Source organism: Comamonas serinivorans (assembly GCF_002158865.1).
GTDB classification, from domain to species: domain Bacteria; phylum Pseudomonadota; class Gammaproteobacteria; order Burkholderiales; family Burkholderiaceae_C; genus Comamonas_E; species Comamonas_E serinivorans.
Window position 1 is genome coordinate 1,456,575 of record NZ_CP021455.1, and the last position, 23,650, is coordinate 1,480,224.

Below are 23,650 nucleotides of genomic sequence, written 5' to 3' on the forward strand. Positions count from 1 at the left end.
CCGGGTGGGCGCTGCGGGCCAGGTTGCCACCTGCATGGTGAAGTGGAGCGAGCGGCCACTTCGGATTGCACTGTGCGCCGGCGGTGGGTCAGGGTGAGGCTGTGGCGCGTCCCGGGCTGCGGTGGACTGAACTCGGCTCAAGGGGTGATGAATGCGGGTCGCGTTGACGGCGCGGAGCCGCAATCGGGCGAATCGCCTTGCCCACCCGACGCTGCTTCAGCGCGTGGGCGATGACGCGTGCGTGCGCGGCGGCATCGCGACGGGACGGGACGTTGCACGACGCGCGAGGTCGAGGCGGGCATGTCAATCGGACGAGCGTTCCAGCGTTGGCTGGGCTCAACGCGTGTGACGCTGCCGGCGATGTTGCGCGGCTGATCCCGGCTGCTCGGCGTCGGGACCGCGCGGGCCGGGTTCAGGCGCGTCCGGGAAGGGGTGCAGCGTTGCAGCCCGCGCCACCGGCCAACCAGGCGCGGGCCGGCGCCGGGCTCACTCGCGCCAGTGATCGGCGATCCAGCGCGCGGGTTCGATGTGGGCAAACCGCTTGTTGCGCCGGCCGGCCAGCGCGTCGGGCGGGTTGACCTCGCCGTGGAAGATGACGATCTTGGCGTTCGCCGGCACAAAGGGCTCACGCCAAAGGTTGGTGGGCCAGGCCGGGATGCCGTGGTACTTGAAGCTCGGGCACCAGCCGTCGGGCCAGTAGTCGATCACGCCCTGCTGGTGCAGGACGTCGGACAGGAAGGCCTGCTCGTTGCGGTAGCGCTGCTGCACCTCGGCCATGTGGCCGCGGAAGTGGGCCAGCACGTCGGCATGGGCGCCCAGCTCGAAGCGGTAGACCGAGGAGTTGCCCGTCACGCGCTCGCCCAAGCGCCAAAAGCGCGGGTAGTCGCGGATGATGCGGAACGGGCCGGGCAGCTCGAAAAATGCATCGATGCTGTCCACGATCACCACGTCCAGGTCCAGGAACAAGGCCGTGCCGCGCAGGCCATGCAGGTCGGCCTCGAAGGTGGTCAGCTTCTTCCAGGCGCCATCGCGCTCGCCCGGCTTGAGGTTCAGGTTCAGCGGCGGGATCGGCAGGCACTGCACGGCGGGGTTGACCCCGCGGCCGTCGTCGGTCAGGCAGACGAAGTTGAAATCGCCCGTCAGGTGGCGCCGCACCATGGCGTACAGGCGGTTGACGTACTCGGGCCCGTACTTGGTGCCCCACTTCATGCACAGGATGTGGCGCTGGGCCGCGCCGGCCGCCGCGCTTGCAGGCAGTCCGTCGCTCATCAATCGGCCTGGCGCTTCTTCACCGACTTCTGCTTGGGCTTGGCGCGCTTGACCTTGCCGCTGGCCGTCAGGCGTTCGTTGCCCAGCACCTTGACCAGACGCACTTCGGGCCGCTGCCCGCCGCGCTTGCTGTGCTTGAGCACCTTGATTTCCTTGGGCCCGGGCATGCGGTCGTCGCCCAGGGCCTTCTCCTTGTCCGGGATGGGGCGCCACAGCACCAGCAGCTTGCCGATGTGCTGGATGGGCGCGGCGCTGAGCTCGTCGCACAGGCGCAGGTAGATGGCCTCGCGCGCGGCGCGGTCGTCGCCGAACACGCGCACCTTGATGAGGCCGTGGGCGTTCAGGGCACCATCCGCCTCCTTGAGGACGGCGGGCGTGAGCCCGTCGGCGCCGACCATGACGACCGGATCCAGGTGGTGGGCCTCGGCGCGATGGGCTTTTCGCTCGGCGATGGAAAGGGTAATTTGGGGCATAGGCCGTATTATCCCCGCCTCACCCGGGAAGACCGCGCCGTGACGGCGTGGCTTGTTGGCTGGCAGGCACACGGGCGGTCTGCGGCCACCTGCGCCGGCGCGGCGGCCGTTTCGGGCCGCAGGACGCCAGGCCTTCTCATTCACCGCGCCCGTTCACGGGCTGCTGCATTCCCCATGAAAGTCAAAACCAAAAGCAAGAAGGTCAACAAGGCGTGGCTGAACGACCACGTCAACGACCCCTACGTGAAGATGGCCCAGCGCGATGGCTACCGGGCGCGCGCGGCCTACAAGTTGAAGGAAATCGACGAAGCACTGGGCTTGATCAAGCCCGGCCAGCTGGTGGTGGACCTGGGCAGTGCGCCCGGTGCCTGGAGCCAGTACCTGCGCCGGCGCATGGCGCCCGAGGGCGCAGCCACGGGCGAGCTCAACGGCACGCTGATCGCGCTCGACATCCTGCCCATGGAGCCGGTGGACGGCGTGACCTTTCTGCAGGGCGACTTCCGCGAGGACGAGGTGCTGGCCCGGTTGCGCGAGACTGTGGGCGACCGCCAGGCCGACGTGGTGGTGTCGGACATGGCGCCTAACCTGTCGGGCATCGAGACCGCAGATGCCGCGCGCATCGCGCACCTGATCGAGCTGGCGCTGGAGTTTTCGCAAAGCCACCTGAAGCCGGAAGGGGCGCTGGTGGTCAAGCTGTTCCACGGCAGCGGCTACAGCCAGTTGGTCAAGCTGTTCAAGGACCACTTCCGCGTGGTCAAGCCCATCAAGCCCAAGGCCTCGCGGTCGCGGTCATCCGAAACCTTCCTGGTGGGCATCGGTCTGAAAGGCTGAATGAGGAGTATGGGCTGATTCCCGTTTCAAAATGAACGGAAATTGGGTGATACCCCATCCAGGCGCTGTGAGTGCGGTGGCGAGAATACCGGGCAGACGCCCATGCTGCGATGGCGCACGCCTCGAACGAGCAGCTGCAGCACGCGCATGTCGAATCGCTGATCGCCCTGGGGTCGTCCGATGCCGCCGTGACGAACAGCCAAGGCCGGGTCATCGCGCTGGCCGACCACGCGCCGCATCAGGCCCGCCCTCAGCCGCTCAGTGACTCAGTGGTGGGGCGCCAGCAGCGGATGCAGGCTGACCACGCCGCCGATCATGATCAGCGCTGGCGATTCCACCTGATGCGCCACGGCCAGGGCGGGCAGCCGGGCCACGGTGCCCGTCACCACGCGTTGCTCGGGCAGGCTGGCGCGCTCGATGAGGGCGGCCGGCGTGTCGGCCGGCATGCCGTGCGCGACGAGCTGCTCGCTGATGATGGGCAGCGCGCCCAGCCCCATGTAGATGACCAGCGTCTGCTTCTGATGCACGAGCGAGGGCCAGTCCAGGTCCACGTGGCGGTCGCCATGCAGGCCTTGCAGGTGGCCGGTGGCCAGCACCACCGATTGCGCGTGGTCGCGGTGCGTGAGCGGGATGCCGGCCAGGCACGACGCGGCTTGCGCGGCCGTGATGCCGGGGATGACCGTGAAAGGCACGCCGGCCTCGGACAGGCCCGCGACCTCTTCACCGCCGCGGCCGAACACATAAGGGTCGCCGCCCTTGAGGCGCACCAGCGACCGACCCGCGCGCGCGAAGCGGATCATTTCGGCCGTGATCTCGGCCTGGGGCAGGGTGTGCAGGCCTTTGCGCTTGCCGACGTGGATGCGTTCGCAGTCGGCGGGCAGCAGGTCCATCACGGCGTTGGAGACGAGGTGGTCGTAAAGCACCAGCGTGGCTTGCGCCAGCGCACGCGCGGCCTTGACGGTGAGCAGCTCTGGGTCGCCGGGGCCGGCGCCCACCAGGGTGACGTGGCCCAGGGCCGGAGACGGGGAATCGGGTGTGTTCGTCATGGAGGGGGCGAGCATACGCAAATTTCAGCCCCGAACGACTGCGCGGTGCGACGAGGGATCGGACTCATTGGGCATCCATGGGGTATGCCAAGGTGCCCATTTCATTGCCAACGAGGATGTGGGCATACTGCATGAAAAAAGCGCCTTGCGGCGCTTGGCTGGCGGGGCGGATCACCGCGCGATCACACCTTGCGGCCACTGGATTTGGCGGCGGTCTTCACCGAGCCGGCCTTGCGGGTGGCGGCGGATTGCCTGTCGGCCTTGGCGTTGGACTTGGTGCTGGCCTTGGCCGTGCTGCGGGCCTTGTCCCGGCTGGTTGACGCGGCGGCCTTACCGGCCGCCTTGGTGCGGGGGGCTTCGGCGCGTTGAGTCTCCGTGCGTTTGACCTCCGCGCGTTGGATCGCTTCAGCGCGCTTGACGGCCGGGCTGGCGGGCGCTGCCACGGCGTTGCGGGTGTCCGCTTCCGTCAGGTTGACAGCCGCGGCTTGGATGTCCTGGCCGGCTTCTTGCGCGGCGGCCAGCTGCAGGGCCAGTGAGGCGGTGTCGCTGCGGCTGGACGCGTCGCTGGCGGTCAGCTGGTAGGCGCTGGCGTCCTGGCTGGGGGCGTAGGCCGACGCCAGGCGCGGCGCTTCAAACTCGCCGCTCTGGGCGGTCACGCGGCGGGCGCCGTCGAAGCGGCTGCGCCAGTAGTTGATGTCCATGTTCTCAACGCGCACGCGGGCGCCGGTGCGCGGGGCATGGATGAACTTGTTGTCGCCGATGTAGATGCCGACGTGGCTGTACGAGCGGCGCATGGTGTTGAAGAAGACCAGGTCGCCGGGGCGCAGCTCGTCCTTGGCGATCTTCTGCGTTGACGACGCTTGCTCGGCCGCGCGGCGCGGCAGCACCAGACCCAGGGTCTGCTTGTAGACCGCGTGCACCAGGCCGCTGCAGTCAAAGCCTGTGTCGCGCGAATTGCCGCCCAGGCGGTAAGGCACGTCGAGCTTGGCCATGGCCGAAAACACCACGTCGCCGGCCCGGCTGGACAGGCCCTGGGCCTGCTGGGTGAGCCGGTGCATCAGGCTGGAACTCTCAGCCTCTGCAGTTGCTGCGGTCAGGGGGCCAGCCTGGGCCAGGCTGGCGGCAGAGAACAGGGCAGCAACAAGCAGCTTCTTCATCGGTCAACACTTCGTGTGCATTGGCTGTGACCCCACCGGCGGATGCCGGGTGACGCAACAACGCTGTTGGAGGATGTGCCCTCTCTGGCGAAGGCCTGCACGTTCTCGCAGGAATCGTGCCGGCCTGTGCTGGCTGGTGAGGGCATTGCAGAGGCCGTGAAAAACACCACGGCATCCTGCAAATCGGATGGCGGCAGATGATAACCGCAACTTTCTGCAACACAATCGAAAATAGCGTGAAAGTGCTGCTTCGGTGTCTAACGTGGGTGGATCGTGAGGGAATGGCTTTGTGTGGTCGAATGAAGCCTTCATTGCGGAGGAACAATGTCACACGACACGCCATGGCTCCCAGGGAATTCAAGGGTTAACCCTCATCATCCATTCGGCCTACTTCGGGTTGCTCGGCAGGCCCTCATCGGGATGGTGGCGGTGGGTGCATTGATGCAAATGGTTGCAAATGAAGCGACTGCGCAACCGGCCGTGGCCGAGCCCGTGACGCCCCAGGTCGTTGCCAAAGGCTTGCGCCACCCCTGGGCGGTGGCTTTTTTGCCGGAAGGGCGCTTCCTGGTGACCGAGCGCCCCGGAGCCCTGCGCGTGGTGCAGGCCGATGGGCAGGTGGGCGCGCCGCTGCAGGGCGTGCCCACGGTGGCGGCGGGCGGGCAGGGCGGCTTGCTCGATGTGGTGCTGGATCACGACTTTGAGCGCAACCGGCGCCTGTACCTGTGCTACAGCGAACCGGCCGACGAGCCCGGCGCGAAGGCGAACAGCACGGCGCTGGCGTCGGCGCGCCTGTCGGCCGATGGCGCGCGCCTGGAACAGGTGCGTGTGATCTTCAGCCAGCGCCCCAAAGTGGCCAGCACCGCCCATTTCGGGTGCCGCATCGTGCAGGGCATGCAAGACAGCCGGCCCGACGGCACGGTCTTCCTGGGCCTGGGCGACCGCTACTCGGAGCGCGATTCTGCGCAGAAACTGGACACGCACCTGGGCAAGCTGGTGCGCGTCAACCTGGATGGCTCGGTGCCCAAGGACAACCCCTTGGTCGGCCGGGCCGGTGCCCTGCCCGAGATCTACAGCTGGGGTCACCGCAACATCCAGGGCGCGGCGCTGGATGGGCAGGGGCGCCTGTGGGCCGTGGAGCACGGGGCGCAGGGCGGCGATGAGCTGAATCGGCCGCTGCCGGGCGTGAACCACGGCTGGCCCGTGATCACGCATGGGGTGGATTACAACGGCAGCAAGATCGGCGAGGGCAGCGCCAAGGCCGGCATGGCGCAGCCCGTGTGGCAGTGGACGCCCTCCATCGCCCCGTCTGGCCTGGTGTGGCTGACCAGCGACCGTTACGGCAAGGCCTGGCAGGGCAGCGCGTTCGTGGGCTCGCTGAAATTCCGCCATCTGGTGCGGCTGCAGATGAAGGGCGACACGGTGGCCGGGCAGCAGAGCCTGCTGCAGAACCTGAACCAGCGCATCCGCGATGTGCGGCAGGGGCCCGATGGCCTGTTGTACGTGCTGACCGACGCGCCCGACGGGCAGCTCATCCGCCTGCTGCCCAAGCCTTGAGCCTGCGAGACTGGCCGGCCCGAGCAGTTGCGGGTCAGGATGATCCGTTTGGTTGAATTGGCAGTATGGGGTGATTGCCGTTAATGTGAGAACGGGAATTCGATCATACTGCCTCATCCAAATGACGCCCCAAGCGGATCGTCCACCCAACGCAGAGGACGCCATCTCGCCGTGTCGCCGTCCGTCCCGACAATCGGCGGTTTGACAGGCTTTTTGGATAGGAGTGTTCCGTGTTGCTCGACGTCAACGATTCTCAGCTGGTGCTGGTCGATTTTCAGGCCAAGCTGATGCCGGCCATCGCCGATGGCGCCGCCGTGCTGCGCAATGCACAGCGGCTGGCGCAACTGGCCCGCTTGCTGCGCGTGCCGGCCGTGCTGACCGAGCATTGCCCCGACAAGCTCGGGCCCAGCGACGCGGCCTTGCTGGAGCTGGTGCCCCAGCGGCTGGACAAGGAGAGCTTCAGCGCCGTGCCGGCCGGCCTCGTCGAGGCCTTGCTGCCCCGGCCGCAGGCCAAAGCCCCGCAGGGCAACGCCCGCAGCCTGCCCAAACACCTGCGCAAGCCCGAGGTGGCCGAGCCCGAGCGGCGCTCCATCGTGCTGGCTGGTTGTGAGGCGCACGTCTGCCTGTTGCAGACCGCGCTCGATTTGTTGGACGAGGAGTGGGACGTGTGGGTGGTGACCGATGCCTGCGGCTCGCGCACCGACCGCAATCGCGATGCCGCCTACGACCGGCTGGCCGGGGCCGGTGCCGAGCTGGTGACCTGTGAAATGGTCGCCTTCGAGTGGGTGCGCGACGCCAGCCACCCGCAGTGGAAAGACGTGCTCGCCCTCATCAAATGAGGGCTTCTGCGGTGTGGGCGGGCCGGTGATGCACCGTCTGCCGCGCTGCGCAAGCACCCCGCACGCAAAGCCCTACATGCGCCGTCGCCTTGACGTGCCGAGGGGTGCACTGGCGGGCCAGGCGTGCGCAAAATGCCACACACCTTTCGCCCGTGCGGCCCATGCCTTGCGCCATGGTGGCACAATTCGGGCCGCATTCACTGTCCCACAGGTCCTTCCCTGCCACAGTCGCATCCGCCAGCCGGTTCAGCCGTGAAGCGGAAGGTGTGTCAAACCAACATTCTTCTCCCTCAAGGGGAGTAAAGGTGAGCGAAGCATGAGCGAGGAAAAAACCGTTTACACGGCTTTCCAAGGTAACTCGTATCTCTTTGGCGGCAACGCGCCGTATGTCGAAGAGATGTATGAAAGCTATTTGGCCAATCCTGGCAGCGTGCCCGATTCGTGGCGCGACTATTTCGATGCCTTGCAGCACGTTCCTGCCGTGGACGGCAGCAACAGCAAGGACACCCCCACCTTCCCGTCATTGCCGCCTTTGCCGAGCGTGCCAAGCAGGGCACCACGCGCGTCGTGGAAGCCAGCGGCGCCGATTCGGAGCTGGGGCGCAAGCGCACGGCGGTTCAGCAGCTGATCGCGGCGTACCGCAACGTGGGCGCCCGCTGGGCCCACCTGGACCCGCTCAAGCGCACGGAACGCCCGGAAATCCCTGAGCTCGAGCCGGCGTTCTACGGTTTCTCCGATGCCGACATGGAGACGGTGTTCAACACGAGCAACACCTTCTTCGGCAAGGAATCGATGCCGCTGCGCGAGCTGCTGAATGCCCTGCGCGAGACCTACTGCGGCACCATCGGCGCCGAGTACATGTACATGACCGACCAGACGCAAAAGCGCTGGTGGCAGCAAAAGCTCGAAAGCGCGCGCACCAACCCGCAGCTCAGCGTCGAGCAGAAGAAGCGTGTGCTGGAGCGCCTGACGGCTGCGGAAGGCCTGGAGCGTTTTCTGCACACCAAGTACGTGGGTCAGAAGCGTTTCTCGCTCGAAGGCGGCGAGAGCTTCATCGTGTCCATGGACGAGCTGGTCAATCAGGCCGGCAAGCACGGTGTGCAGGAAATCGTCATCGGCATGGCCCACCGCGGCCGCCTGAACGTGCTCGTGAACACGCTGGGCAAGATGCCCTCGATGCTGTTCGCCGAGTTCGACCACACAGCCCCCGAGAACCTGCCCAGTGGTGACGTGAAGTACCACCAGGGCTTCAGCTCTGACGTGTCGACGCCGAATGGCCCGGTTCACCTGTCGCTGGCGTTCAACCCCTCGCACCTGGAAATCGTGAACCCGGTGGTCGAAGGCTCGGTGCGCGCCCGCATGGATCGGCGCGGCGATCCCATGGGCAAGCAGGTGCTGCCCGTGCTGGTGCATGGCGACGCCGCCTTTGCCGGCCAGGGCGTGGTCATGGAAACCCTGGCGCTGGCCGAAACCCGCGGCTACCAGACGGGCGGCACGGTCCACATCGTCATCAACAACCAGATCGGCTTCACCACCAGCGATCCGCGCGATGCCCGCTCGACCATCTATTGCACCGACGTGGTGAAGATGATCGACGCCCCCGTGCTGCACGTGAACGGTGACGATCCCGAAGCGGTGGTGCTGGCCACGCAGCTGGCCCTGGAATTCCGCCAGACCTTCGACAAGGACGTGGTGGTCGACATCGTCTGCTACCGCAAACTGGGCCACAACGAACAGGACACGCCGGCGCTGACCCAGCCGCTGATGTACAAGAAGATCGGCCAACACCCCGGCACGCGCAAGCTCTACGCCGACAAATTGGCCGCCCAAGGCCTGGGTGAAACCCTGGGCGACGACATGCAGGCGGCCTACCGCGCTGCCATGGAAGCCGGCCGCCACACCGTGGACCCCGTGCTGACCGATTTCAAGCGCAAGTTCGCGGTGGACTGGTCGCCCTTCCTGAACCAGAAGTGGACCGACGCCTGCGACACGGCGATTCCCGAAGCGGAATGGTCCCGCGTGGCCGAGCGCATCACGACCGTGCCCGACGGCTTCACCGTGCATCCGCTGGTGCGCAAGGTGCTGGACGACCGCGCGGCCATGGGCCGTGGCGACATGAACGTGGACTGGGGCATGGGCGAGCACATGGCCTTCGCCACGCTGGTGGCCAGCGGCTTCCCCATCCGCCTGTCGGGTGAGGATTGCGGCCGTGGCACCTTCGTGCACCGCCACGCGGTGCTGCACGACCAGAAGCGCGAGCGCTGGAACGAGGGTACCTACCTGCCTCTGCAGCACGTGACCGACAGCCAGGCGCCGTTCACCGTCATCGACTCCATCCTCTCGGAGGAAGCGGTGCTGGGTTTTGAGTACGGTTACGCCTCGACCGACCCCAACACGCTGGTGATCTGGGAAGCCCAGTTCGGCGACTTTGCCAATGGCGCACAGGTGGTCATCGACCAGTTCATCGCCTCGGGCGAGGTGAAGTGGGGCCGTGTGAACGGCTTGACGCTGATGCTGCCGCACGGCTACGAAGGCCAGGGTCCCGAGCACAGCTCGGCCCGCCTGGAGCGTTACATGCAGCTGGCCGCCGACACCAACATGCAGATCGTGCAGCCGACCACGGCCAGCCAGATCTTCCATGTGCTGCGTCGCCAGATGCTGCGCAACCTGCGCAAGCCGCTGATCATCATGACGCCCAAGTCCCTGCTGCGGAACAAGGACGCCACGTCGCCGCTGGTCGAGTTCACCAAGGGCCAGTTCCAGACCGTGTTGTCCGATGCCAAGCAGCCCAAGGGCAGCGATGGCGTCAAGCGCATCGTGGTGTGCTCGGGCCGCGTCTACTACGACCTGGCCAAGCGCCGCGAGGAAACGGGCGACAACAGCGTGGCGATCCTGCGTGCAGAACAGCTGTACCCGTTCCCGCACAAGGCTTTTGCGGCGGAAGTCAAGAAGTACCCCAACGCCAAGGAAATCGTCTGGTGCCAGGATGAGCCGCAGAACCAGGGTGCCTGGTTCTTCGTGCAGCATTACATCCACGAGAACATGCTCGATGGCCAGAAGCTCGGTTACGCCGGCCGTGCCGCGTCCGCATCGCCCGCCGTGGGTTACTCCCACCTGCATCAGGAGCAGCAAAAAGCCTTGATCGATGCCGCGTTCGGCAAGCTCAAGGGCTTTGTTCTGACCAAGTAATCGGTCCTGTCTCCACGTACATCAAGAATTTCTAGGAATACACGTCAAATGGCCATCGTAGAAGTCAAAGTCCCTCAGCTCTCCGAATCGGTTTCGGAAGCGACTCTGCTGCAATGGAAGAAGAAAGTCGGTGAAGCGGTCAAGGTCGACGAGATCCTCATCGAAGTCGAAACCGACAAGGTGGTGCTCGAAGTGCCCGCGCCTTCGGCCGGCGTCATCGTCGAGATCGCCCAAGCAGACGGCGCCACGGTCGTGGCCGATCAGCTGATCGCCAAGATCGACACCGAAGCCGTGGCGGGTGCTGCAGCCCCTGCGCCGGCCCCGGTGCAGGAAGCCCAAGCTAACGCGGGCGCCACGGCGACGCCTGCGGCCGCCGCGTCGGGCAACGCCAGCAAGTCGGACGTTGCCATGCCGGCAGCGGCCAAGCTGCTGGCCGACAACAACCTCAAGGTCGGCGACGTGGGCGGCACCGGCAAGGACGGTCGCGTCACCAAGGGCGACGTGCTGGCCGCTGTGGCGGGCGGCGCCAAGCCTTCGGCGGCACCGGTGGCCATCCCCACGGGCGTGCCCACCAGCGCGTTGCCGCAGGTGGCTGCACCCAAGGTGGACCTGGGCCAGCGCCCTGAACAGCGCGTGCCCATGACCCGCCTGCGCGCCCGCATTGCTGAGCGCCTGCTGCAGTCGCAAGCCACCAACGCCATCCTGACCACCTTCAACGAGGTCAACATGGCGCCCGTGATGGAGCTGCGCAAAAAGTTCCAGGACGACTTCGTCAAGGAACACGGCGTCAAGCTCGGCTTCATGAGCTTCTTCGTGAAGGCCGCTGTCCACGCGCTGAAGAAGTTCCCGGCCGTCAACGCCTCGATCGATGGCAACGACATCATCTACCACGGCTACTTCGACATCGGCATCGCCGTCAGCTCGCCGCGTGGCCTGGTGGTGCCCATCCTGCGCAACGCCGACCAGATGAGCTTTGCCGACATCGAGAAGAAGATCGGCGAGTTCGGTCAGAAGGCCAAGGAAGGCAAGCTGTCGATCGAGGAAATGACCGGCGGTACCTTCTCGATCTCGAATGGCGGCACCTTCGGCTCGATGATGTCCACCCCCATCATCAACCCGCCGCAGTCGGCCATCCTGGGGGTGCACGCCACCAAGGACCGTGCCGTGGTGGAAAACGGCCAGGTCGTGGTTCGCCCGATGAACTACCTGGCCATGTCGTACGACCACCGCATCATCGACGGCCGCGAAGCCGTGCTGAGCCTGGTCGCGATGAAGGACGCGCTGGAAGACCCTTCGCGCCTGCTGTTCGATCTGTGATCGAGGCATGAAGCCGCTCAGCACCTCGGTGCCGGTGCAAAGCGTGGTGGCAGCCCGGCTGCCCACCGCGGACTTTGCGGACGCCTACGAGGTGCGCAACCCCGATCCCGGTTTGAGTGCCTTGGCCTTGTGGCTGCGCACCATGGCCGGTACACCCTGGTGGGTGGACCGGGCCATGGACCTGCGCAATGCCGTGGTCAAGCGCCTGGGACTGAAGGATCTGGGACGGCTGGGCGGCGTGGATTTCAACCAGCCAGCAACGCAGTACCGCGTCGGTGACCGGGTGGGCGTGTTCCACCTGCAGCACCTGGCGGAGCACGAGGTCGTCATGGCCGATTCGGACCGGCACCTCGACGTGCAGGTGTCCTTGTGCAAGACCGGAGCCGACCGGGTGGTGGTTTCCACCGTGGTCCATGTGCACAACCTGCTCGGGCGGCTGTACATGCTGCCCGTGGCGCCGGTTCACCGCCTCATCGTGCCGAGCATGCTGGCTCAGTTAGACAAAAGGTTTTGATCATGAGCACTCAATTCGACGTCATCGTCATCGGCGCCGGTCCCGGCGGCTACATCGCCGCCATCCGCGCAGCACAGCTGGGCTACCGCGTGGCCTGCATCGACGAATGGAAGAACGCCAAGGGCGGCGCCGCACCGGGCGGCACCTGCACCAACGTGGGCTGCATCCCCTCCAAGGCACTGCTGCAGAGTTCGGAGCATTTCGACCATGCCAACCACCACTTTGCCGAGCACGGCATCAGCGTGGGCACGCCCAAGATGGACGTGGCCAAGATGCTCGCCCGCAAGGACAGCGTGGTGAAGCAGAACAACGACGGCATCCTGTACCTGTTCAAGAAGAACAAGGTCACTTTCTTCCACGGTCGTGGTTCGTTCGTGAAGGCCGTGCCGGAAGGCTACGAGATCGCGGTCCAGGGCGACAAGGCCGAGACCCTGTTGGGTCAGCAGGTCATCGTCGCCACGGGCTCGTCGCCGCGCGCGCTGCCCGGCACGCCGTTTGACGAAGAAAACATCCTGTCGAACGACGGCGCGCTGCGCATCGGTGCCACGCCCAAGAAGCTGGGCGTGATCGGCGCCGGCGTCATCGGCCTCGAGATGGGCTCGGTCTGGCGTCGCCTCGGCGCCGAAGTCACCATCCTGGAAGGCATGCCCACATTCCTGGGCATGGCCGACGAGGCCGTGGCCAAGGAAGCCAAGAAGGTGTTCGACAAGCAGGGCTTGAAGGTCGAGGTCGGTGCCAAGGTTGGTGAGGTCAAGGTGGCCAAAAAGGGCGTGTCGGTGGCCTACACCAACGCCAAGGGCGAAGCCCAGACGCTGGACGTCGACAAGCTCATCGTCTCCATCGGCCGCGTGGCCAACACCCAGGGGCTGAATGCCGAGGCCGTGGGCCTGAAGCTGGATGCCCGTGGCGCGATCGAGGTGGATGACGAGTGCCGCACCAGCCTGAAGGGCGTGTGGGCCATCGGCGACGTGGTGCGCGGCCCCATGCTGGCGCACAAGGCCGAGGAAGAAGGCGTGGCCGTGGCTGAGCGCATCGCAGGCCAGCATGGCCATGTGAACTTCGACACCATCCCGTCGGTGATCTACACCAGCCCTGAAATCGCCTGGGTGGGCAAGACCGAGCAGCAGCTCAAGGAAGCCGGCGTCAAGTACAAGGCCGGCAGCTTCCCCTTCCTGGCCAACGGCCGTGCGCGTGCACTGGGCGACACCACCGGCTTCGTCAAGATGATTGCCGATGCCGAGACGGACGAGATCCTGGGCGTGCACATGATCGGCCCGCTGGTGTCCGAGCTGATTTCGGAAGCCGTGGTCGCCATGGAGTTCAAGGCCAGCGCCGAGGACATCGCTCGCATCTGCCACGCTCACCCGACGCTGTCGGAGGCCACCAAGGAAGCCGCCCTGGCGGTGGACAAGCGCACGCTGAACTTCTGATGTCAGGATGCGCAGCGGCGGCACTTGGGTGACGCTTCTGCGCGCAAGCATGGGGTATGGTGCGATTCGCGTTGATCAATGAACGTGAATCGTGGCATACCCCATGATTTTTTGGCTTGGGTCCTGACGAGGCCCGCAGTCCCGTGGCCGATGCGGCGCGGGCGACACGCTCCAGCGCAGTTGGCGTCGGCCGTGATTGGATGGGAGATTCCTGGTGACATCGAAACAGGCTGACAAGCCCAAGGCGGGCGCCGCCAAACTGAAGCTGCCGGCTTCGGCCCTGACAGGGCCCACGCAGGGCGGCGTGTGCAAGGCCTATGAGGCCGAGTTGGCCGAACGCGGCTACGTGGCGGACGAGGCACAGCTGAACGCCATCATCGCCTTGCAGCATTGCGCCGACGAGTGGGCGACGTACAAGGACAAGCGTTCCAACGCCTTCAAGCGCCTCATCAACCGCGTCGAGATTCCCAAGGGCGTGTACATGTACGGCGGCGTGGGGCGTGGCAAGAGCTTCCTGATGGATTGCTTCTTCAACGCGGTGCCGATTCGCCGCAAGACGCGGCTGCATTTCCACGAGTTCATGCGCGAGGTGCAGCACCAGCTCACCCATGAGCTGCAGGGCATGGCCAACCCCCTGACCGAGCTGGGGCGCCGCATCGCCAAGAAGTACCGCCTGATCTGCTTCGACGAGTTCCACGTGGCCGATGTGACGGACGCGATGATCCTGCATCGCTTGCTGGTGGCGCTGTTCGACAACGGCGTGGGCTTTGTCACCACCTCGAACTTCACGCCCGATGGCCTGTACCCGGATGGCTTGCATCGCGACCGCATCCTGCCCGCCATCGAGCTGCTCAAGCAGCGCATGAACGTGCTGAACGTGGACGTGGGCGTGGACTACCGCATGCGCACGCTGGAGCAGGTGGAGCTGTACCACGCACCCCTGGGCAAGGCGGCCGACCAGGCCCTGAACGAGGCCTTCAACCAGCTGGCCACGGGGCCGGATGAGGACCCGGTGCTGCACATCGAGAGCCGCGAGCTGAAGGCGCGCCGCAAGAGTGGCAGTGTGGTGTGGTTCGACTTTCGCACGCTGTGCGGCACGCCGCGGTCCCAGAACGATTACCTCGATCTGGCCACGCGCTTTCAGACGCTGTTGCTGTCGGACGTGCCCCGCATGGCACCGGCGCAGGCGTCGGAGGCGCGGCGCTTCACCTGGCTGGTGGACGTGCTGTACGACCGGCGCGTGAAGCTCATCATTTCGGCCGAGGTACCGCCCGAAGAGCTGTACACCGAAGGCCAGCTGTCGCATGAATTCCCGCGCACGGTCTCGCGCCTGAACGAGATGCAGTCCAAGGAATACCTCTCGCTGGAGCGGCGTACGGTGGACACGCACCTGACCTGAGCCAAGCCGGCCGCGGCGCAGCGGCGGCCTTGGACGCGTCGCGCGTCGCTGAACCGGCTGGATCGGTCAGGAGGAAATGTCCATCCCTGCATGGAGTATGGACTGGATGCCGTTGATATAGAGACGGGAATCGGCGGATACCCTGTTCAGTGGAAGGTGAACATCACCCGGCATGGCCCCATCACGGTGGGTGAAGCGCAGGCGTCGCTGGCTTTCCCTGTGCAGGGCATGGTGGACCTCAGAGCGGGGCGGCCAGGGCCCGATGTGCGTCCTCGGGTGAACGGGCGTGGCGCCAGACCAGCAGCAGAAACAGGCCTGCCACCACGACCAGGGCGCAGGTGCTGGCGAGCCAGAAAGCTCCGGGGCTGTGCAGGGCAGGCCACGGTCCCAGGCCGCTGTAGGCCAGGTGATACCCGCCATAAAGACCGGCCCCCCACAGCAGCAGGCAGTAGATGAGCAGCGGCTGCAGCGTGACGCCATAGCACCGCAGCACGAACAGGCTGACCGATTGCAGCGCGTCGGCCAGGTGGTACAGGGCGACCAGGCCCAGCAGCGTGATGGCGAGTTGCGCCACATCGGGTGCGGGGCCATAGCCGCCGACGATGGCGGTCCGGGCCAGCCACATCAGGCCCGCGCCACCGGCGGCCACGGCAGCCGTGACGCCCAGCCCCAGCCAGGCGACGCGCCGGGCGGTGTCGGGGTGGCCGGCGCCCAGCCAGAAGCCCACGCGGGCACTGAGCGCGATGCCCATGGACAGCGGCATCATGTACAGCACGGCGGCGAGGTTGGAGGCGATCTGGTGCGCCGCCAGCGCCACCGCGCCCAGCCGGGCCGAATACAGGGCCATCAAGGTGAAGGCGCTGACCTCGACCAGCACGCTGAGCCCCGCGGGAATGCCGAGCTGCAGGAAGCCGCGCAGCTGGCGCCAGTCGGGGGCCTCCATGGGTTGCCAGATGCGGTAGGGCCGGTACCAGGTGTGCCTGCGCATCAGCGTCAGGCCCAGCGCGCACAGCGCGGTGTACACGACCAGCGTGGCCCAGGCGCAACCCACGGCACCCAGGGCGGGCAGGCCGGCGCCGCCGAAGGTGAACCAGATGGAGAGCGGCACCTTGAGCCCCAGCGCGGCCACCTGCAGCCAGGTCACCATCTGGGGGCGCCCCAGGCTTTGGTTGAACGTGGCGTACAGGCGGAACAGCAGCGCGGGCGTCAGGGACCAGGCCAGCACCTGCAGGTAGGCGGTGACCGCGGCCTCTTGCTCGGGCGGCACCCGGGTCCAGCGCAGCATGGGGCCGGGGAACATGAGCACGGCCATGCCCAGGGCGATGGCCGCGCCGCACAGGTAGAGCGACTGGCGCAGGCTGGCGCCCACGGCGGCCTGCTCGCCTGCGCCGTGCAGGCGCGACCAGATCGGCAGCAGGGCCTGGATGACGGAGAACAAAGCCACCGACACGCTGATGTAGACGGCCGAGCCCACCGAGAGCGCGGCCAGCGATTCGGTGGCGTGGCGGCCGGCGACGACGGTGTCGGTCACGCCATAGGCCATGACCGCCAGCTGCCCGAGCCACACCGTGCCCGCATGGCGGGCGAGCACGCGCGATTCATGGCCCAGTTGGGGAAGGGGGCTGGCAGCGTTCGTCAAGGCATCACTTTCTGGCGATACACCAGCATGTCTTCGTCACGGTCATCGCGATCGGTGGGCCGGCGGATGGCGCGCACCTGTTCCCAGGCGCTGGCGCGGGGGTCCTGCGCCCAGGCGGCGCGGGCGTCGGCGTTGACGATGGTGAACGCGCAGCGGTCGTCGGTGCCGAAGACGCGCAGCACCGAAGGCTGGCCGTGGTCATGCTCGAAGTAGTACTGCACGGCCGCGATCTGCGGGGCCCGCAATTGGTAGCTGTTCAGACAGGTGGCGCCGGCCACCACGCTGTGCAGGCGCTGGATCTGGGCCGCATAGCTGCGCGCGTAGTCCAGGGCCGGCAGCCACAAGGTCATCAGCAGGCACCAGCACAGCACCGCGCCCCCGGCCGGCAGGGCCAGGCTCTTCCAGATGGCGGCGCGGCTGCGCTTGGTGCGCCAGCGTACCAGCCAGGCCCAGGCCAGCGTGGCCACCACCGCCACCACCGTGGCGACGATCGAGAAGGTGGGCGTGAAGCCTGGCGCCAGCCGCGCGACGTTGGCGGCGGGTTTGGGCGGGAAGCCCGTCATCATGGACAGCCAGACCACCCAGATGACGATGGCCCAGGCACTGAAGAACAGCAGCGTGCACCAGTCGATGAGGGCGGAAATGCTGCGGTCGAACGTGGGCAGGGCAAAGGCGGCCAGCACCGCCAGGGCGGGCAGGGCCAGCAGCAGCGCGCGGTCGCCGCTGGCGGTCGCGCACGCCGTGAACACCGCGGGCAGCATGAACAGCAGGGGCAGGGCGAGCTGCCGGTGGCGGTCCAGCTGCCGCAGCTGGCGGCGCCAGCGCCACAGCGTCCACAGCAGGAAGGGCCACGCGGGCCACAGGAACCAGATGAACAGCCGCACCTGGCTGGTCCAGTGGTTGGGGTTGCCACTCAGGTTCCAGGTGAAGAGGTCCAGCTGCACAGCCAGCAGGGCGCCCAGCAGCGTGGCCAGGCTCATGGCCGCACAGGGCAGCCAGGTGCCGTGTCCGCGCGTCTGAGGCTGCGGGTTGCGGACGGTGCGGGCATGGGCCAGCAGCAGCAGCAGGGCGCCGCCGCCGCCATAGATCAGCGACAGCCAGGGCGCGCCCGACAGGCTCATGGCCACGAGCCCCAGGCCGGCCACGCCACTGCCGCGAAGGGGGCGATGGGGCATGGCGGCCAGCCCATACAGCACCGCGGTGGAGGCGGTGAGCTGCACCAGGGGCGCCGCCGTTTCGTGCGAATACTGGGCCAGACCCAGGGTGGCCAGCAGGGCCAGCAGCGTGCCATCGGCGATCACGCGCGCGTAATCGGTGCTCTGCGCCTCGCCGCCAAAGGCGAACGCCACGGGCTGGGCGCCGACGTTGCGGGCCAGGTGGTAGGCCGCATACCAGGTGCCCCACAGCGTCATGCCCAGCAGCGCCATGAACGGCAGGCGGGACACCAGGTCCTGCCAGCCCGCGAAGGGCAGCCATTGAAGGGCGATGGCCCCGAGCCAGTAGGGCAGCGGGCCGCTGCCGGCATCGGCGGCCACATCGAGCAGACGGGGCTGCAGCCAGTCGGACCAAGGCGAGCGGGCGAGCTCGCGCATGAAGCCAAAGCTGGCGATGTCGGCGGCTTTCCAGGGCTCGCGGCCCAGGTAGCCCAATGCCACGTAAGCGGCGCACAGCAGCCACAGCACCGCCCGCGGCAGGCGGCGCACCGCAGACTGGGCAACGATGACGGGGCTGGAGGTGTTCAAAACGAAGCGGAGGTGAGGCGAGGGGCCAAGCCTAACGCAATCCGGTGCACACGATGCACGCTGGCTTGCATGGCCATGTTGCGGCAGTATGCATGAGTTGCCGTTTGTTTTTTATCAGGAGTGGGCTGATACCCCCTTGGATGGAAAAGCGGCAAGGACAGTTTGCCGCGTGTTTTGCGCGCAAGCGGGGTGCGCGCGTCACGCAAAAGAAAAGGCAGCTCGAATCGAACTGCCTTGCGCGGGGGCGAAGAAGGATTACTTCTTGCCGAAGCGATTGCGGAAGCGCTCCACGCGGCCACCCATGTTGTCCACCGACTTTTGCGTGCCGGTGTAGAAGGGGTGCGATTCGCTGGAGGTGTCGAGCTTGAACAGGGGCAGCTCGCGGCCGTCGTCAGCGGTGCCGGTTTCCTTGGTGGGCGCGCACGAACGCGTCACGAACTTGAAGCCGTTCGACAGGTCCACAAACAGGACGTCGCGGTAATTGGGGTGAATGCCTTCTTTCATCTCTCTATCCTTGCTCAGCGATAGCCGCAGGCCGCCCCTTGCAAACCCTTTGCAAGGTCATGAAGCGCCAGTACTTGTCGCAGGAAACCGCGCATTATAGCGCTGCGGATGCGAGCAGTGAATGCCGCCAGCGGATGTCATACGCCTGTCGTTCAAGCCCCCTAGCCTCGCCGCTTGCTTGACTGTTGCCTGTTGACGTATGCGATTGCTTCACACCCTGCCGGCGCTGACCCTGATGGCGGCGCCCGCGGCCTGGGCTCAGGGCGCTGCCTTGAATTTGACCCTCCAGTTTTCTCCCTTGGCGGCCGGCGGTGGCGCCATCTCTGCGGTGCCTGTTGGGGGTGCCGCGACCTGGTGGGCGGCGGTGGCCGTGGCCGGCGGCCTGGGTTGGCACCTGCGTCGGCATCGCCTGGCGGGTGCCATGGCGGGGCTGGCCGCAGGACTCGCGGTGGCGACTGCGCTGCTCACCAGCGCCCCGGTTGAGGCGCTGGTGCAAGAGCAGGCGTTGGAAGTGGCCCTTCAGCGCAGCCCGGTTTCGGTCGACATGAGCGGCGCGCAGCGCCATGTCATGACCTTCCGCAACGACGCCGGGCAGGCCATTCGCCTGAACGGTGTGGCCTTGGCGGGCACGGACCAGGCTGCCCACACGATCTGGCGTTGGGGTGCGCCCGTGGGCAGTGCCCCGCGTTGCGAGGTCGGCCTGGCCTTGGCGGCGGACGCCAGCTGCACGGTGGTGGTGGCACCGCGCCCGCAGGTGGGCGAGGCGATTCAGGTCGTGCTGAAGGATCTGCACCCCACGCAGCCGTCCGTGGGGTATGACCAGATCTACTACCACCTGGCGCGCAAGCAACCCAACGCAGCGCGGTTTGAGCCAGGCACCAGCCGGTATGACGACTACATGAAGGACACCGTGGGCAAGCGCGTCTCGGACTATTGCGCGGACAACGGTTTGGACGATGTGGTGGCCGGCAGTTTTGTGCCCGAGACGGTGAAGCTCAGCGATGCCAGCAGCTTTGCCTGCAAGCGTTCGGCGACCGAGGTGGAAGCCGGTGGCTTGAAAACGGTGGTGGTGGGCCCGGGCGGCCAGCTGTACCTGACCGACGGCCACCATGGCTTCACGACGCTGTGGGAGCTGGCCGATGGCGGGCCGGACCTGCCGGTCTGGGTGCGGGTGACGGGCGACTTCAGTGCCGCGGCCACCTCCGATGCGTTCTGGCAGCAGATGGTGGCGACAGGTAACGCCTGGCTGTACGACGCGCAGGGTGCTGCCATCACGCCGGCGCAGCTGCCCGCGCAACTGGGGCTGGCCAACCTGCGTGACGATGCCTACCGCTCGCTGGTGTATTTCACCCGTGACCTGGGCTACAGCAACAGCGACGTGTCGGAGTTCGCTGAGTTTTACTGGGGCGCCTGGCTGCGCCAACGCGTGGCGTTGACGGCGGACACCACGCTCCATGCCGGAGCGGACGAACAGTTGCAGGCGGCGGGCGTGGCCTTGGCGGATGGCGCATTGGTCACCACGGGTGATGCGGGTTACCTGGCCCTGGTGCGCGATGCCTCGCTGGCCATGGCGACGCTGAATGCGCAGGACGTGGTGGCCGGCACGCGCACTGCGGCGGATTTGGGCAAGCTAGCGCTGCCCGCCAAAGCCAGCGCCGTGAACGACTGGAACGACATCCTGGAAGAGCTGGGGCGCAATGACATCAAGCAATCCGGTGATTCGCGCAAGGGTGGCAAGGCCTGGTATGCCAAGCGCTATCGCCAGTGCGGCGGGCCGCCCAGCACCCAGGCGGCTTGCTGGGGCGCGGCGTCTTGATGGCTGACGGACAGGGCTGATCGAGAGGGACGGGGACATCGACTCCGGGTATCCTCCCGTTGTAAAATCTTTCCCCTTTGCCGGGGCCCAAGCGCAGGTGCGCTGCGTGGGCCTGGCGTCAACCTCAGACCAGCCATTTGACAAGCGCGGTTCCAGTCCGCGCTTTTGCTTTGGTGAATGGACGCTCACATGTTGCAAGTAACACTGCCCGATGGTTCTCAACGCGATTTCGATCACCCCGTGACCGTGGGTGAGATTGCGACGACCATCGGCACAGGGCTTGGCAAGGCAGCCTTGGCGGGCAAGGTCGATGGCAAGCTGGTGGACCTCAGCCACGTCGTGGACCACCATGCCGCCGTGGCCATCGTGACGGCCAAGGACGCCGAGGGCCTGGACCTGATCCGTCACTCGACGGCGCACTTGCTGGCTTACGCGGTCAAGGAGCTGTTCCCCGAGGCGCAGGTCACCATCGGCCCGGTGATCGAGAACGGCTTTTATTACGACTTTGCCTACAAGCGCCCCTTCACGCCCGAAGACCTGGTGGCGATCGAAAAGCGCATGACCGAGCTGGCCAACAAGGACGAGGTCGTCACACGCCGCGTGTTGCCCCGCGATGAGGCGGTGCAGTACTTCAAGGGGTTGGGAGAGCACTACAAGGCCGAGATCATCGCCAGCATCCCCAGCAACGAGGACGTTTCGTTGTATCGCGAAGGCGGGTTTGAGGACCTGTGCCGGGGCCCCCACGTGCCCAGCACCGGCAAGCTCAAGCACTTCAAGCTCATGAAGGTGGCAGGCGCCTATTGGCGCGGCGATCACCGCAACGAGATGCTGCAGCGCATCTATGGCACGGCCTGGGCCAGCAAGGATGACCTGAAGAACTACCTGCACATGCTGGAAGAGGCCGAAAAGCGCGACCACCGTAAGCTGGGGCGCGAACTCGACCTGTTTCACATCGACGAGCATGCGCCGGGCATGGTGTTCTGGCATCCCAAGGGCTGGGCGGTGTGGCAGCAGGTCGAGCAGTACATGCGCCAGGTTTACCGCGACAACGGCTACGAAGAGGTCAAGGGGCCGCAGCTGCTGGACAAGACGCTGTGGGAGAAGACCGGCCACTGGGACAAGTACCGCGAGAACATGTTCACGACCGAATCGGAAAAACGTGAATATGCGTTGAAGCCCATGAACTGCCCGGGTCACATCCTGATCTTCAAGCAGGGCATCACCAGCTATCGCGACCTGCCGATCCGGTATGGCGAGTTCGGCAACTGCCACCGCAACGAGCCGACCGGCAGCCTGCACGGCATCATGCGCGTGCGGGGCTTCACGCAGGACGATGGCCACATCTTCTGCACGCCCGACCAGGTGCAGGCCGAGGTGACGGCGTTCACGTCGCTGCTGCAGAAGGTTTATCGCGACTTTGGTTTCACCGACATCCTCTACCGCCTGTCCACGCGCCCTGAAAAACGCATCGGCAGCGACGAGAGCTGGGACAAGGCCGAGCAGGCGCTGGCCGATGGCCTGCGCGCCTCGGGTTGCGACTTCGAGTACCTGCCGGGCGAGGGGGCGTTTTACGGTCCCAAGATCGAGTACACCCTGAAAGATGCGCTGGGGCGCGAGTGGCAGTGCGGCACCATTCAGGTGGATCCGAACCTGCCCGAGCGGCTGGATGCCGAGTACGTGGGCGAAGATGGTGCCCGTCATCGCCCCCTGATGCTGCACCGGGCCATCGTCGGCAGTCTGGAGCGTTTCATCGGCATCCTCATCGAGCAGCATGCGGGCAGCCTGCCGGCTTGGTTGGCGCCGGTGCAGGTGGTGGTGGCCGGCATCACCGATGCGCAGGCCGATTACGTGCAGTCTGTGGCGCAAACGCTGCGTGCCCAGGGCTTGCGCGTGGCGTCTGATCTGCGCAACGAAAAGATTACGCTTAAAATACGCGAGCATTCGCTGCAAAAAGTCCCGTACATCCTCGTCGTTGGCGACAAGGAAAAGACGGCGGGTACCGTGGCAGTGCGTGCACGCGGGAATGTCGACCTGGGTGTGATGCCCATCGCGTCCTTCGCAGATCGCTTGCAAGACGAGATTGCATCCAAATCCTGACAACGCCCCAAGGCTCCATGTGGAGCCGCTGGCGTTTGTGAGCGCGCATTCCTTTTGATTCAACTTGTGGAGAATTGAACCATCGCTACCGAATTTCGTGATCGCCGGCACCGCGAGGAGCGCAAACACCGTCTGAACCGGGAAATCAATGCGCCCGAAGTGCGTCTATCGGGGCCAGAGAACGAGCCGCTCGGCATCGTGAGCCTGGCAGAAGCACTGCGCATGGCAGGTGAACTGGACGTCGATTTGGTGGAAATTGCCGCCATGGCCCACCCGCCGGTGTGCCGTCTCATGGACTACGGCAAGTTCAAGTATCAAGAGCAAAAGCGCGCTGCCGAGGCCAAGGCCAAGCAGACGGTCATCGACATCAAGGAAGTCAAATTCCGCCCGGCAACGGATGATGGTGACTACAACATCAAGATGCGCAACATCAAGCGCTTCCTGGCTGAAGGCGACAAGGTCAAGGTCACGCTGCGCTTTCGCGGTCGTGAAATCACGCACCAGGAGCTGGGTCTGGCCTTGCTCAATCGCGTGCGCGACGAGTTGAGCGACACCGTGACGGTGGAGCAGTTCCCCAAGCTCGAAGGCCGCCAGATGATCATGATGCTGGCCCCGGCCCGCAAGAAGGTCGTGGCCGGTGCGCCGAAGGGTGATGCACCCGCGGGTGACAAAGCAGAGTAAAATGCCGAGTTTCGCGCCAAAGCGCCGACCTCGCCGGGTCGGCCGCTGTGGCGCCAAAATTTTGCCGCAAGGGCATCCGCGTGCGCGATGTCCGGCCAGGCGAAACGTGGCGGGTGAAAGCCCGCCTCACAAGTGGCTCGGGGCCTTCAAGGC

17 protein-coding genes and 1 pseudogene are annotated in these 23,650 nt (G+C 66.1%); 11 read left to right on the forward strand and 7 right to left on the reverse strand.

Annotation, left to right across the window (positions count from 1 at the left end):
- Nucleotides 1–486: 486 nt before the first annotated feature.
- Together CCO03_RS06215 and CCO03_RS06220 are read right to left on the reverse strand one after the other, a co-directional pair.
- Nucleotides 487–1,269 (reverse strand): glycosyltransferase, encoded by a 783-nt coding sequence (locus CCO03_RS06215; protein ID WP_236904047.1) that lies wholly within the window; start codon nucleotides 1,267–1,269, stop codon nucleotides 487–489.
- Nucleotides 1,269–1,742: a YhbY family RNA-binding protein gene (locus CCO03_RS06220; protein ID WP_087278663.1), complete on the reverse strand. Its 474-nt coding sequence runs from the start codon at nucleotides 1,740–1,742 to the stop codon at nucleotides 1,269–1,271. Before CCO03_RS06220 ends, CCO03_RS06215 begins: the two co-directional genes overlap by 1 nt.
- 174 nt (nucleotides 1,743–1,916) lie before the next feature.
- Here CCO03_RS06220 and CCO03_RS06225 point away from each other — a divergent pair, with 174 nt between their 5' ends.
- On the forward strand, nucleotides 1,917–2,573 hold the full coding sequence (locus tag CCO03_RS06225) for an RlmE family RNA methyltransferase (RefSeq protein WP_087278665.1): 657 nt from the start codon (nucleotides 1,917–1,919) through the stop codon (nucleotides 2,571–2,573).
- Between the two features lie 266 nt (nucleotides 2,574–2,839).
- On the opposite strand, the gene cobA is transcribed toward CCO03_RS06225, so the two are convergent.
- A complete protein-coding gene (gene cobA, locus CCO03_RS06230) occupies nucleotides 2,840–3,619 on the reverse strand; it encodes a uroporphyrinogen-III C-methyltransferase (RefSeq protein WP_087278668.1) in 780 nt (259 codons plus the stop codon).
- Nucleotides 3,620–3,801: 182 nt separating this feature from the next.
- Nucleotides 3,802–4,776, reverse strand: coding sequence for a C40 family peptidase (locus CCO03_RS20720; RefSeq protein WP_205690364.1), 975 nt, complete (start codon nucleotides 4,774–4,776; stop codon nucleotides 3,802–3,804).
- 447 nt (nucleotides 4,777–5,223) lie between these two features.
- Between CCO03_RS20720 and CCO03_RS06240 the strand changes: the two genes are divergently transcribed.
- The 7 genes and pseudogenes from CCO03_RS06240 to zapE all read left to right on the forward strand — a co-directional run bounded on the left by CCO03_RS06240 (nucleotide 5,224) and on the right by zapE (nucleotide 15,018).
- Nucleotides 5,224–6,330 carry a PQQ-dependent sugar dehydrogenase gene (locus CCO03_RS06240; RefSeq protein WP_236904048.1) on the forward strand — a complete coding sequence of 369 codons (1,107 nt, stop codon included), beginning with the start codon at nucleotides 5,224–5,226 and terminating at the stop codon, nucleotides 6,328–6,330.
- 230 nt (nucleotides 6,331–6,560) lie between these two features.
- A complete protein-coding gene (locus CCO03_RS06245) occupies nucleotides 6,561–7,169 on the forward strand; it encodes an isochorismatase family protein (protein WP_087278675.1) in 609 nt (202 codons plus the stop codon).
- Nucleotides 7,170–7,485: 316 nt separating this feature from the next.
- Nucleotides 7,486–10,358: pseudogene (locus CCO03_RS06250) on the forward strand (2-oxoglutarate dehydrogenase E1 component).
- A gap of 48 nt (nucleotides 10,359–10,406) precedes the next feature.
- Nucleotides 10,407–11,675 carry a 2-oxoglutarate dehydrogenase complex dihydrolipoyllysine-residue succinyltransferase gene (odhB, locus tag CCO03_RS06255; RefSeq protein ID WP_087278679.1) on the forward strand — a complete coding sequence of 423 codons (1,269 nt, stop codon included), beginning with the start codon at nucleotides 10,407–10,409 and terminating at the stop codon, nucleotides 11,673–11,675.
- 7 nt (nucleotides 11,676–11,682) lie between these two features.
- Nucleotides 11,683–12,189: a DUF2867 domain-containing protein gene (locus CCO03_RS06260; protein WP_087278683.1), complete on the forward strand. Its 507-nt coding sequence runs from the start codon at nucleotides 11,683–11,685 to the stop codon at nucleotides 12,187–12,189.
- 2 nt (nucleotides 12,190–12,191) lie between these two features.
- Nucleotides 12,192–13,619 (forward strand): dihydrolipoyl dehydrogenase, encoded by a 1,428-nt coding sequence (gene lpdA, locus CCO03_RS06265; RefSeq protein ID WP_087278686.1) that lies wholly within the window; start codon nucleotides 12,192–12,194, stop codon nucleotides 13,617–13,619.
- Between the two features lie 304 nt (nucleotides 13,620–13,923).
- The gene (gene zapE, locus CCO03_RS06270; RefSeq protein WP_087284299.1) at nucleotides 13,924–15,018 is read left to right on the forward strand and encodes a cell division protein ZapE; all 1,095 of its coding nucleotides are present in this window, start codon (nucleotides 13,924–13,926) and stop codon (nucleotides 15,016–15,018) included.
- A gap of 238 nt (nucleotides 15,019–15,256) precedes the next feature.
- On the opposite strand, the gene CCO03_RS06275 is transcribed toward zapE, so the two are convergent.
- The 3 genes from CCO03_RS06275 to CCO03_RS06285 form a co-directional block, all read right to left on the reverse strand.
- Nucleotides 15,257–16,657: an MATE family efflux transporter gene (locus CCO03_RS06275; RefSeq protein WP_236904049.1), complete on the reverse strand. Its 1,401-nt coding sequence runs from the start codon at nucleotides 16,655–16,657 to the stop codon at nucleotides 15,257–15,259.
- Complete coding sequence (locus tag CCO03_RS06280; protein ID WP_087278689.1) at nucleotides 16,654–18,399, reverse strand: hypothetical protein; 1,746 nt, start codon at nucleotides 18,397–18,399, stop codon at nucleotides 16,654–16,656. Before CCO03_RS06280 ends, CCO03_RS06275 begins: the two co-directional genes overlap by 4 nt.
- A 255-nt stretch (nucleotides 18,400–18,654) precedes the next feature.
- Nucleotides 18,655–18,903, reverse strand: a complete 249-nt coding sequence (locus CCO03_RS06285; protein ID WP_087278692.1) for a type B 50S ribosomal protein L31 — start codon at nucleotides 18,901–18,903, stop codon at nucleotides 18,655–18,657.
- Nucleotides 18,904–19,102: 199 nt separating this feature from the next.
- Between CCO03_RS06285 and CCO03_RS06290 the strand changes: the two genes are divergently transcribed.
- From CCO03_RS06290 to infC, 3 genes are all read left to right on the forward strand, one after another.
- Complete coding sequence (locus CCO03_RS06290) at nucleotides 19,103–20,719, forward strand: ParB/Srx family N-terminal domain-containing protein (protein ID WP_157667531.1); 1,617 nt, start codon at nucleotides 19,103–19,105, stop codon at nucleotides 20,717–20,719.
- 189 nt (nucleotides 20,720–20,908) lie between these two features.
- Entirely contained in the window at nucleotides 20,909–22,816 is a 1,908-nt protein-coding gene (gene thrS, locus CCO03_RS06295) for a threonine--tRNA ligase (protein ID WP_087278698.1), read from the forward strand.
- A 132-nt stretch (nucleotides 22,817–22,948) separates the two neighbouring features.
- Complete coding sequence (infC, locus tag CCO03_RS06300; protein WP_335583042.1) at nucleotides 22,949–23,497, forward strand: translation initiation factor IF-3; 549 nt, start codon at nucleotides 22,949–22,951, stop codon at nucleotides 23,495–23,497.
- Nucleotides 23,498–23,650: the final 153 nt, after the last annotated feature.